The sequence below is a fragment of the Anaerocolumna sp. AGMB13025 genome, assembly GCF_029689925.1.
Taxonomy (GTDB): Bacteria; Bacillota; Clostridia; order Lachnospirales; family Lachnospiraceae; genus Anaerocolumna.
Genome location: NZ_CP121445.1, coordinates 4,306,386 through 4,318,767, shown reverse-complemented (window position 1 = coordinate 4,318,767; position 12,382 = coordinate 4,306,386). Strand labels below are relative to the sequence as shown.

General features: G+C 36.4%; 9 protein-coding genes. 6 read left to right on the top strand and 3 right to left on the bottom strand.

Features of this window, described 5'->3' with window-relative positions:
- Positions 1–2 precede the first annotated feature (2 nt).
- Complete coding sequence (locus QA584_RS18015) at positions 3–383, top strand: DUF4180 domain-containing protein (RefSeq protein WP_278270478.1); 381 nt, start codon at positions 3–5, stop codon at positions 381–383.
- A gap of 231 nt (positions 384–614) precedes the next feature.
- Complete coding sequence (locus QA584_RS18010; protein ID WP_278270477.1) at positions 615–1,466, top strand: alpha/beta fold hydrolase; 852 nt, start codon at positions 615–617, stop codon at positions 1,464–1,466.
- Positions 1,467–1,618: 152 nt separating this feature from the next.
- Here QA584_RS18010 and QA584_RS18005 read toward each other — a convergent pair whose 3' ends face one another.
- On the bottom strand, positions 1,619–1,780 hold the full coding sequence (locus QA584_RS18005) for a CPC_1213 family protein (protein WP_278270476.1): 162 nt from the start codon (positions 1,778–1,780) through the stop codon (positions 1,619–1,621).
- A 333-nt stretch (positions 1,781–2,113) separates the two neighbouring features.
- Between QA584_RS18005 and QA584_RS18000 the strand changes: the two genes are divergently transcribed.
- Entirely contained in the window at positions 2,114–4,240 is a 2,127-nt protein-coding gene (locus QA584_RS18000; protein ID WP_278270475.1) for a methyl-accepting chemotaxis protein, read from the top strand.
- A gap of 123 nt (positions 4,241–4,363) precedes the next feature.
- Here QA584_RS18000 and QA584_RS17995 read toward each other — a convergent pair whose 3' ends face one another.
- The gene (locus tag QA584_RS17995) at positions 4,364–4,987 is read right to left on the bottom strand and encodes a superoxide dismutase (protein WP_278270474.1); all 624 of its coding nucleotides are present in this window, start codon (positions 4,985–4,987) and stop codon (positions 4,364–4,366) included.
- A gap of 480 nt (positions 4,988–5,467) precedes the next feature.
- Here QA584_RS17995 and QA584_RS17990 point away from each other — a divergent pair, with 480 nt between their 5' ends.
- Positions 5,468–7,771 (top strand): HD domain-containing phosphohydrolase, encoded by a 2,304-nt coding sequence (locus tag QA584_RS17990; protein WP_278270473.1) that lies wholly within the window; start codon positions 5,468–5,470, stop codon positions 7,769–7,771.
- 230 nt (positions 7,772–8,001) lie between these two features.
- Positions 8,002–9,786: a phosphoenolpyruvate carboxykinase (GTP) gene (locus tag QA584_RS17985; protein ID WP_278270472.1), complete on the top strand. Its 1,785-nt coding sequence runs from the start codon at positions 8,002–8,004 to the stop codon at positions 9,784–9,786.
- Between the two features lie 353 nt (positions 9,787–10,139).
- Here the strand turns inward: QA584_RS17985 and QA584_RS17980 are convergent, their stop codons facing one another.
- Positions 10,140–10,523: a hypothetical protein gene (locus tag QA584_RS17980; RefSeq protein ID WP_278270471.1), complete on the bottom strand. Its 384-nt coding sequence runs from the start codon at positions 10,521–10,523 to the stop codon at positions 10,140–10,142.
- 715 nt (positions 10,524–11,238) lie between these two features.
- Between QA584_RS17980 and QA584_RS17975 the strand changes: the two genes are divergently transcribed.
- Positions 11,239–12,357 carry a helix-turn-helix domain-containing protein gene (locus QA584_RS17975; protein ID WP_278270470.1) on the top strand — a complete coding sequence of 373 codons (1,119 nt, stop codon included), beginning with the start codon at positions 11,239–11,241 and terminating at the stop codon, positions 12,355–12,357.
- Positions 12,358–12,382: the final 25 nt, after the last annotated feature.

The window sequence follows — 12,382 nt, the reverse complement described above, 5'->3', positions numbered from 1 at the left end:
CCATGGATAATAGAATAATTAATTATTCCGTAATTCAGAAAAATAACAAAAAGTATATCAACCTGACATCGGCAGAGACTCCAATTGGCACAGAAGACAGAATTATGGATTTAATCAGCCTGTGCTTTGAAAACGAGACCAATCTGCTGTTACTGCATAGCAGTTTATTATCAGAGGATTTTTTTAAACTAAGAACCGGTTTTGCTGGTACACTAATGCAGAAACTGGTTAATTATCATATTAGAGGGGCACTGTTATTGCCGGAGAATTTTATCGTTACAGGTATCTTTAAGGATCTTATGGTGGAACTGAAGGAAAGCAAGGAATTCCGGGTGTTTTACAATATAACAGAGGCCCAGACCTGGCTCCTGGACGAAAGATAGGCTGGAAAATGCACAAAGAGTGTGCAAGAATGGGGGCTAGTGTGAAGTAAAAAGACATTTCACACCCTGATTTGAGGCAGTAACACATCTGCTTGCAGAGTGTTATGCAATGGGTGTTAGGTTGAAAGAAAATATTATAAATGAGAGGATGCCACTTTTGGATTCTTTCAACCTTTTAATATGTGGCAGTAACACATCTGCTAACAGATGTGTTATGCAATGGGTGTTAATATGAAAACAACAGTTGCATTTAAGACACCAAAGGGAAAGACAGAGGTATTAAAAGCGTATGATTCTTTGGCGGAGGGATGGATGCAGCCAAATGAAAAAATGTATATAGATACACGGTTTGGAAAAGCGTATGTTATAGCAACAGGAAGAACTGACGCACCACCTTTAATTCTGCTGCATGGTAGTGCCATGAATTCAGTTATGTGGTTAAAGGATGCACAGGAGTATTCAGCAATGTACCGGGTATATGCGATAGATTTACCCGGAGAACCGGGACGCAGCAGTGAAGAACAGCTTCCCTTTTTGGGAAAGGAATTTGCAGAATGGCTTTTGGATGTCTATGAGTCACTGTCATTACAGCGAGCAAGCCTGATTGGTATCTCACTGGGAGCCTGGCTGGCAGTAAAATTTGCAGTTAACTATCCGGATAAGGTTGATAAACTGGTGCTGTTATGCCCTGCCGGTATCGGACCTCAAAGAACTTCCTTTCTGTTTAAGATGATTGGTCATATGCTGCTTGGCGAAAAAGGAATGGATCTGTTATATAAGAAGGTGAATGGCAATCGCCCCATACCGGAAGTCATTCAAAATTATCAGAAACTTATTGGAAAAAATTTTAATTACAGAAGAGAGACAATCCCCTTATATAAAGATGAAGAATTACGAAGGTTATCCATGCCGCTGCTCTTGCTCGTGGGCGAAAAAGACATTATGCTTCATTCTGATATAACAGCAGAACGGATATCCAAGCTGCTGCCCCAGGCAGATGTTACTATTATACCGGGAGCCGGTCACACGCTTGTGAATTTAACGGATAGAATCCAAAAGTTTTTAATAGTAAGTGAAAAGTAAGAGGACAGTTTATATTATTGTGCTAAAAGCACATCATAAATGATAAAAGCGTAAAAGGCGGTGTAATGTGAAATCTGGTTAGAAATCGGCAAATGGAATCTAACTCCCACATTATGACCGCCTTACTTTTTGCTGTTTACAGACTATAGTATTTATCTGCTCCGGTCGCTGCCTTTATTGATTGGTGTATCATCTTTTAGACCAAAAACTGCTCTTGCACTTTCTGCCTGGGGATCATGTTTAATATGCTTGGAATGGAAGGTTCCATCCTCTTTTTTATGATTTTTTGTACTTTTCATTTGATTGTGAGCCATAAAATCCTCCTGATTTTTTTATTACAGTATGCTTTCATTTTAGTCTTTTTATACGATAACAAAAGCTTTAAATAAAATTTATATCCTGAACTGAATATTGTTTTTTAAAATATTTCTATCCTACTATTTACCTAACGTAATACTCTTTTATGCCAAATGCATTATAAGATCTTTATGTATGCCAAGTCAAGGATCATACAAATGCTTTTTGCACCTGGAATAGTGACTTTGATTACTTGTACAGTAAATAGGATACAGATAGAATAAATGTAAGATAAATTGATCAGCATTTGGTAATGAGCCGGTTTATCAAAAAAGAAAGAGGAGATCATTATGAAGATGGGTAAGTTTAAAAATGGTTTTCAAATGAAAAGTTTAAAAACCCGGATTGTTGTTTCAGTCGGTGCATTGCTGCTGGTAGTTTGCAGTATTTTTGGTGGTATTGCTTATTTTTCCTCATATAATGCCCTATCATTGAATGTGAAAGTGGTTCTGCCCCAGGTTGCCTATGAAGCAGCTACTATCCTGGAGAACAAACTAGATTCCAATTTCTCAGTTTTAGAAGCGGTGGCCGAACTGGATGCCATTCAGGATCCGTCAGTTCCTATGGAACAGAAGAAAGCAATTCTTAAGGATCAGGTTAATTCTAAAAGATTTACTTCTATTGCCTATGTTGATTTAGACGGTAATATACGATCTAGTGATTCAACCATTAATCTTAAGGACAGGGAATATTTTATTAATGCGGCAAGCGGTAAACCCTTTGTATCGGATCCAATCGTTTCAAAGGCAGGCGACGGAACTATGTTAATTATGTTTGCAGTTCCCATCAAATATCAGGACAAGATAGTTGGAGTGTTAACCGGCAATATGGATCCCAATGCCTTTAGTTTGTATTGTAATGATATAAAATTTGGCAAATATGGTTCAGCCTTTATGATCAATAAGACTGGTGTAATTATTGCACATGCCGATAAACTAAATGTACAGAATCAGATAAATATAATTGAGAATGCAAAAACGGATGTTTCCCTTAAGTCCCTGGCAGACATAGGAAACAGGATGATACAGGGGAAAACCGGTTTTGGTACTTTCTTAGATAAAGATGTAATTACGAAAGAGAATGCAACAGATGGTGCCATGTTAACCTCAGAGATGTTAGGAAAAGATGTGGATGCAGAAACTTTTAAAGGGGTCCAGAAATTTATCGGATACGCACCAATTAAAGGCACTACCTGGTCAATTGCCGTAGCAGCTCCGAAAAGCGAAGTATTTGGAAATTTAAGGAACCTTACCATAATGATATTAGTAGTTACAATATTGCTGCTGCTGATAAGTTTAAGTGCGGCGTTGTTGATGTCTGCTCAGATCGCAAGACCGGTCCAGCTTGCCGTTGATCATCTTAAAGTGGTAGCTGCCGGTGATTTTACAACCCTTACTCCATTAGTTTATTTACAACGCAGGGATGAAATTGGGGTTTTGACACAGACTGTGGATGATATGCAACTTTCACTCCGGAACCTGATACATGGAGTAAAAGAGGCTTCCCAAGGTGTAATAGAAACGATATATGATGTCCAGATTAATTTATCCGGATTAAATACAGGGATAGAAGATATTTCTGCAACAACGGAGGAATTATCTGCTGGAATGGAAGAAACTGCCGCCTCCTCTCAGGAGATGAATGCCACTACAGCAGAAATAGAAAGTGCAGTTGAGAGTATTGCGCGAAAGACCCAGGATGGTGTTTTATCAGCCGGTGAAATTAACAGACGTGCCAACGAACTTAAAACCAATGCATTAACTTCCCAGCAGCAGGCCGACCGGATTTACATAACGACTCAAAACAGTTTAAAACAGGCCATTGATCAGTCAAAAGCAGTGGAACAGATCGGAGCACTTTCCGATGCTATCTTACAGATTACCTCCCAGACAAATCTGCTGGCATTAAATGCAGCAATCGAGGCAGCCCGGGCCGGTGAAGCTGGAAAAGGTTTCGCAGTTGTAGCAGATGAGATAAGAAAACTGGCCGAAGACTCTAAGAATACAGTAAACAAGATTCAGGATGTTACTAAGACAGTTGTGGACTCGGTTGAAAATCTGTCTGTAAATTCCCAAAAAGTGCTTGAATTTATCGATAAACAAGTAATAAAAGACTATAAGGAAATGGTGCAAACCGGTGAACAATACAGTAAGGATGCGGAATTTATCGACGAGTTCCTTACGGATTTAAGTGCAACTACCCAACAGCTGGCTGCTTCTATCCAAAGTATTATAAAAGCAATTAACGAGGTCAGCATATCTACCAATGAGGGTGCAGCCGGAACCTCTGATATTGCAAAAATGTCAGGAGATATCCTTAAGAGTTCCAAGCTGGTAATCGATGAAACCTTAAAGGTAAAAGACAATTCCGAAAGATTAATGCAAATGGTTAAAAAATTTAAAATAACCGAAGAATAATTTTGCTGGTAAGGGTTAATATTCCCTATATTATATTAATCGAACCACCTCCCCCCTTTTAAGTAAAAAACCATCTTCCTGCCACAATTAGTACCGACAGGAAAGATGGTTTTTTATTGTTAGTTAGCTCCTTGCTTTGTTGTAATATTCTGTAACGGCATTCCAGTCAACAACTTCAAAGAAGGAGTTAATATAATCCGCCCGAAGATTTTTATATTTCAGATAATATGCATGTTCCCAAACATCAATACCTAATATGGGAACCCATTCACCATGGCTTTCGATAAAAGGATTGTCCTGATTGGGGGTAGAAGAAACTTTAAGATTTCCATTTTTATCTGCGGATAACCAAGCCCAGCCGGAACCAAACCGGGATATTGCGGCAGCAGACAGCTTACTTTTAAGTTCATCAAAACTCCCAAAGTCTTTATTAATCTCTTCGGCTAGTCTGCCGTCTGGTTTGTGGCCTCCCTCAGGTGACAGAGTGGTAAAGTATAGATTGTGGTTATAATATCCACCACCGTTATTGGTAATAGCAGTTTTTAGTGTCTGATCCGATAGTTCCGGCAGGTATAAAAAGACTTCTTCAATAGATTTGTCTAAAAGCTCAGGCAGATTCGCCAAGGCAGAATTTAAATTATTGGTATAAGCAGCGTGGTGCTTGGAATAATGAGTAATCATAGTAAGTTCATCAATATAGGGTTCCAGTGCATTAAAATTATAGTTCAATTCAGCTTGTTTAAACATAATAAACTCCTTTCTGTGTGGTTGACCCACATAAATCAATCAATATGGTAATACTTGGTTTTATTTATTCAATAATTCTTATTTATTCAATAATCCTTATTTATTTAAGAGGTTATAACCTAAAATATGAATTTGTATTGATGAATTCATTATACAACATTTATCAGAAAAATAAAGAGTTATTATTGAAATAAATTATCAATAACAGAAAAATAATATAAAAGATAGATAAAAAGAATTATAATATTGAATAAACAGATTATTAACAACAAAATACTTTAGTATCTTTTATTGAAATTGTAGAAAATCGATTTGATTTTATGAAACTTATGTCAACTATTTATAAATTTTGGTAAAAACCACGTAAAATAACAAGTCAAAATTGTAAAATTTATAGACGAAGTTCTTAAAAAAGTGTATAATAGTACCAATTACTATTATTATTTTATCAGATGGAAAAAGGACAGGAGGTAATGCTTTATGAATGAAAAGTTTTACAGACAACTTTTGGAAGAACTGCCCACAGCATTTACTTACAACAAAATATTACTGGACGAGAATGGTATCCCCTGTGACTGGGAGATCGTAGAGGCTAATTCCGCTTATGCTGCAGTTGTCGGCAAGAATATCAGAGAGATTGTAGGGAGACGCATTACCGAACTATTACCGGACATCAGAAACAGTGATTTTGACTGGATTGGCATTTTGGGTGACATTGCGATGCAGGGTGGGAAGAAAGAATTTAAGCAGTTGTATGAACCCTTTAACAAGTGGTATAAGATAACCGTTTATTCGCCGGAAAAATATCATTTTGTGACCTTTTCTAACGATATAACCAAGGAGATGAATCAGTTATCGGAGATGGAAAGGCTGATTAATAACTCTGAAGAACTTTTGTTAGAGAAAGAAAATAAAAATGACTTCCAGAAAATATCAGATGATTTTTTGAAAATATCCGGTGCAAAATTTGCTGCTTTTAACCTGTATGAAGAGAATGGGAAGAATTTTACAACAAAAGCCATAACCGGTGACCGAGAGGTTGTTAAAAAAGCAACTGATATAATCGGTTTTAAATTCGATGAAAAAGTTTGGACCTATAACGAGGAGCTAGAAGAAAAATTAACTGGAAAAATCATTACCAGGTTCGCCTGTTTAAGAGAGTTAACTGGGAAAACGATTTCTCCTGCTTTAGTTGCTCTACTGGAAAAAACTTTTCACATCGGAGAAGTTCTTGTAGTAAAGATTTTAATGAATCAAACTGCACTTGGTAATTTTACGTTATTCATGGAACGGGGAAAACAGTTTGATAAAGATATCCTGGTTGAAGTATATACCAGGCAGCTGGCGATGTTCATTACCAGAAAAAGGGCAGAAGAATCACTTATAAAGGAAAAGTTGCTGCTTAATTCCATATTAGATAGTATTCCCGGAATACTATATCTCTATGATGATCAGAACAGACTAATCAGATGGAATAAAAAGCATGAGGAAGTAACAGGATATACAAAAGAAGAATTGTCCCATATGACCCTTTATGACTGGTATAAAGGGGACGAAGAAAGTCGAAGAGCCGTAGCAGATGGGATTTCACAGGCTATGGAAGAAGGCTTTGGGGAAGCGGAAGCAAACCTGCAGAGAAAGGATGGCAGTACCATTCCCATGTACTTTACCGCAAGTGTATTTTCTCTGGGAGATAAGAAGTATTTTACCGGTATAGCAATTGATATTACGGAAAGAAAGAGAAAAGAAAAGGAAATTTTTCATTTGAGTTACAGAGACCAGCTTACCGGTTTATATAACCGTAGGTTTTATGAGGAAGAATTAAAAAGACTAGATACCGAAAGAAATCTGCCTTTAAGCCTGGTTATGGGAGATGTAAATGGATTGAAGTTAGTAAATGACTCCTTTGGGCATGTTATGGGAGACAAATTGCTTAAGAAGGTAGCCGAAGTATTGAACAGAAATTCCAGAGCCGATGATATAATTGCCAGGCTGGCCGGAGACGAATTTGTCCTTATACTTCCAAAAACGGATGCATTGTCAGCAAGACAGATCATTAAACGGATTACTGACTCAGCCTGTCAGGAAAAAATTGATTCCATTGAGATCTCAATCTCCTTTGGTTGTGATACGAAATATATACCAGATCAAAATATAGAAGAAATATTTAAAAATGCAGAAGATGATATGTATAAGCGGAAGCTCTTTGAAGGACCTAATATGAGAGGCAAAACAATAAAGGTTATTATTAATAGCCTATATGAGAAAAATCAAAGAGAGAAAGAACATTCCTTCAGAGTTTCTGCTTTAAGTGTAAAATTAGGAAAAGCACTTGGTTTACCGGATGGGGAGCTTGAACTATTAAGAACTGCAGGTCTTCTCCACGATATAGGCAAGATTGCTATTGATGAAGCCATTTTAAACAAACCTGCTAAACTTACGGAAGAAGAATACGAGGAAGTAAAACGCCATTCTGAAATCGGTTTTCGTATGCTCAATACGGTGGATGATATGTCGGAAATTGCACAGTATATATTATACCATCATGAAAACTGGGACGGCAGCGGATACCCAAAAGGACTTAAAGGAGAGGAGATACCTTTGCCGGCAAGAATTATAGCGATAGCAAACGCTTATGATGATATGACCAGTGACAGGGTATATGCTGCGGCTTTGTCAGGAGATGCAGCTGCAGAAGAAATAATTAATAATGCCGGAACATTATTTGATCCAGGTTTAGTACCGGTATTTATGAATGAAGTGTTAGATAGATTCAATATCTAAGTCGAAAAGGCAGTCCAACAGCAGAATATACTGTGGACTGTCTTTTCAAGGATTATTAAAAAAACATTAGAACTTAAAAAGTATAGTTGCTATTTTTCGGCTTTTCTGGTAGGATATACAATGAAGGAATTTTTTGAAATTAATGCTTTATCAACATAAAGTGTTGATTTAAAAGCTTGCTATTGCAATTTCGCAATAACATAGATTATCTATTTGAAGGGAGAACTTTTATGACAGAAAACAAGAAGTTGCAAGAATGGGTAAAAGAAATGGCAGATATGTGTCAACCAGATGAAATTTACTGGTGTGACGGTTCCGAGGAAGAAAATGAACGTCTGCTTAAACAGATGGTAGATACTGGTATGGCAGTACCTTTAAAGAAACGTCCGGGCAGTTATTTATTCCGCAGTCATCCATCCGATGTAGCTCGTGTAGAAGACAGGACCTTTATCGCTTCTAAAACCAAAGAAGAAGCCGGTCCTACCAACAACTGGGTTGATCCGGTTGAACTTAAGGCTACAATGAAAGAGTTGTACAAGGGATGCATGAAGGGTAGAACCATGTATGTTATTCCATTCTCTATGGGACCTATCGGATCTCCGATCTCCAAGATTGGTATCGAATTAACAGATAGTCCTTATGTTGTAGTTAACATGCGTATCATGACACGTATGGGTAAAAAGGTTCTTGAAGCACTCGGTAATGGAGAGTTTGTACCTTGTCTTCATTCCGTAGGAGCGCCTCTTGAAGAAGGACAGAAAGATTCCTCCTGGCCATGTGCACCTATTGAAAAGAAGTATATCAGTCATTTTCCGGAAGAAAGACTTATCTGGTCGTACGGTTCCGGTTACGGCGGTAATGCTTTATTAGGTAAAAAGTGTTTTGCACTTCGTATTGCATCTGTAATTGCCCGTGATGAAGGCTGGTTGGCTGAACATATGCTGATTCTTCGTATCACTGATCCTAATGGCAATAAGAAATACATTACAGGAGCTTTCCCCAGTGCCTGCGGTAAAACTAATCTGGCAATGCTGGTTCCTACTATCCCAGGTTGGAAAGTAGAAACAATCGGCGATGATATTGCCTGGATGAAGTTCGGTGAAGACGGCCGCTTATATGCAATAAATCCGGAAGCTGGTTTCTTTGGCGTTGCACCTGGAACTTCCTATGATTCCAATCCGAATGCGATGCACAGCACGGAAAAGAATACAATATTTACCAATGTTGCTTTAACAGATGATGGTGATGTATGGTGGGAAGGTATCGGTACAGATGCACCAGAACACTTGATTGACTGGAAAGGCAATGATTGGACTCCGGATTCAAAAGATCCTGCAGCTCATCCCAATGCACGTTTTACAGCTCCAGCTGAGCAGTGCCCTGCAATTGCTCCTGAATGGGAAGATCCTGCTGGTGTACCGATTTCTGCAATCTTAATCGGTGGACGTCGTCCAAGCACAATTCCTTTAGTACATGAAAGCTTTGACTGGAAACACGGTGTATTCTTAGGATCTATCATGGGTTCTGAAATTACAGCAGCAGCTATTTCCAATAATATTGGACAGGTTCGCCGTGATCCATTTGCTATGCTTCCTTTCTTTGGATACAATGTTTGCGATTACTTACAGCATTGGTTAAGCATTGGAGAAAAAACTACGGAAGACAAACTTCCTAAGATTTTCTATGTTAACTGGTTCCGTAAAGATAAAGACGGCAAATGGTTATGGCCTGGATTCGGTGAAAACAGCCGTGTTCTTAAGTGGGTCGTAGAAAGAGTATCTGGTGAAGGTAAAGCAGTGAAAGAAGCAATCGGATATATGCCTACCAATGACGCTCTTGATTTAGAAGGTCTCAATGTTAGCCAGGATGATATGAAAGAACTACTGAAGGTTGATAAAGAAGAATGGTTAAGAGAAGTTGCTTCTATCAGAGAACATTATGAAAAATATGGTGAAAAACTTCCGAAAGAACTTGCAGCTCAGCTTGAAGCTCTTGAAAGCAGATTAAAAGCATAATTATTATCAAATGTGAAATTTGATATATAAAAAATCGGCATATAAGACAACTCTTATATGCCGGTTTTTTTATTTAACGAGGAAAGTTCTCTTGAACTATCCTGTAAAATAAAAACACGAACTGCAGGACGTGCAGGACGCTTAATAGGAAGGTGTCACTGACGTGACAATGTGTCAGCGTTAGCTCCATTAATATATTCAGTAGGGGTAGTATATGATAAAAAGTTACTAACTATAACTTTAGAACTAAAGTAGGTAGATTAATTAAACTCTAGTTCAAAAAATAAATTAATAATATATCAATAAATATAATAAAGAAGTAATACGGCAAATGTAATTATATTTTTTTGATCTTAAGCTGTTTTAGCTTTTGGTTTCACAAAAAAGCTTAAAACTCCACCAAGTAAAATTAAAAATGTAACAATTAAGCTATCTGATTCCATAATAATGGGTACTATTCCTGCTGCAAGTAAAATTAAAGTGGTAATTTTGCCTAATTTTTTAATAAAGAATACGGAAATAAATGCGATAATTCCGCAGGCAATCATTACATACGCTGCATTTACCATATCTTTTAAATCCTTAAGTTCGGGTATATCTGATTCATCTAAACCAGATCCATCTAAGGTTTGCTGAATGACTGCTTTGTTGTCATTATAGTCGGAAATCCATTTGATTCCCAAGGCCGCTGTTAAAAGGGCACCAATAATTACAATAATACTAACTGCTACTCTCATGTTTTTTCTCCTTTTAGTTTAAGTAATATAAAGTTTGTTTAATCATTGATATTGTATTACCGAATCTTAATAGCTTCTAAATCTCCTCACCTTACTTGTATACGCCGTTATCCTCTTAATCATTATTGATTTACTACGTTATAATAATAAACTCGAAAGTAATTTTCAGCTATACTCAAAAAGTTGTATTCTTATCTTGACAGTAGTACTAAGGTATGGTTTTGCAAACAAAAATTGTGCAATACAGATAAAAAGTTACATAAATCAACAATATTTGTAATATGTTTTTGCTTTGTCAAGAGCAGACAGAATATTTACATGTTACAAAATTAACAAATGCATAAATGCGAGAACTTGACGGTAAATAATAATTGTTATATAATAGAATAAAATGTAAATACTGTAGTATTATTGACGAAAAACTTACAGTAAAGTGACATAAAGTTTTATTTATCACAACGTTACATACCATGTAATGTATGGCTATATTACATGATAATTTGATAATTAATTTTTTAACAAGGATAGAAACAAGGATAGAATCCGAAGATTTGAGTATCAAAAGGTCTCTAAATCAGTATTTTATGAATACAGATACTTACTATAGTATATTTTACGCCTGGTATTCATTCTAAACACAAGTTGACCTTTAGTTACCCAAATCCTTTATAATTAGTTTGTAAAAATATCAATAAAAGTTAAGGATATCAGACGTATGCAAACAATACTAATTGAATCATTACATCAAAACAAGCTAAGAGATTTCCTGAATAAGATATTGCTGATGGATCAAAAAACTTTATCGGATAAAGCAATGGGAAAGAACTTATTGGATATTCTCGCCGGCATATTCGGTTACGATGCAACTGCTCTATGGATTAAAAGACCTGATGAAAGCAATTATTCACTGGTTGCATATAGGGTAGATGATACTATCATTGAAAAGTACAATCAGGAATTTTACCAACATGATCCTCTGAATCCAAGCAAAATTATTGGCAAGACAGATGTATTAAATAAAAAGAATGTTATAACCATTAAGGATGTTATGTCTTTTCAGGAATTCATAAAATCGAAATACTACTGTGAGTTTTTATGTAAGGGGGATTATTTATACGAAACTGTTATATATCTGCGATACCGTGATGAAGTGATTGGATGTTTAGGTATATTGAAGAGAAAGAATGAACTGGATTTTACAGAGGAAGAGATTAAATTTATGAATACCTTAAGTTATTTTCTTTCTGTGTTTACGAATAAACATTTTTCGGTAAGCAACCTGATGGAGGATAAGAATTTGTTCGAGTCCATAAGCAACCAGTCCCCAATCGGTATTATTGTATTTGATATTAATAAACCTATTTCCATACGGTATATTAATTCATCTGCCTTAAGGTATACAGTAGAATTGATGAATGATTTGGAGATACAGGCACCTGGCGAAAGTTTTATTGCCAAATATATTGAAAAAGAAATTGCCTGTAAACAGTTTGGTATGACAAAGACATTGCTATCCGTTAAAAATAAGCCATATTTTATCAATGTGGTACCATCCCATTCTATCGATAGCAATTCACTTATGATGTATGTCTATATTATCCCTCAAAATGGGATTGATACTGCGGTAAAAACACCGAATATTGAGGTTGGTGCTAATTTAACAGAAAGACAGCTTGAAATCATTAATTGTGTTCTACAGGGAAAAACCAATAGTGAAATAGCAGGGGAGCTATTTATAAGTGTCAATACGGTTAAGACTCACTTAAATAATATCTATAAGGAATTAAACGTAGTTAACAGGCTTGGATTGTATTCTAAACTTATTAATGAATAAATGCTGAGTGAACTGATGCACTGCT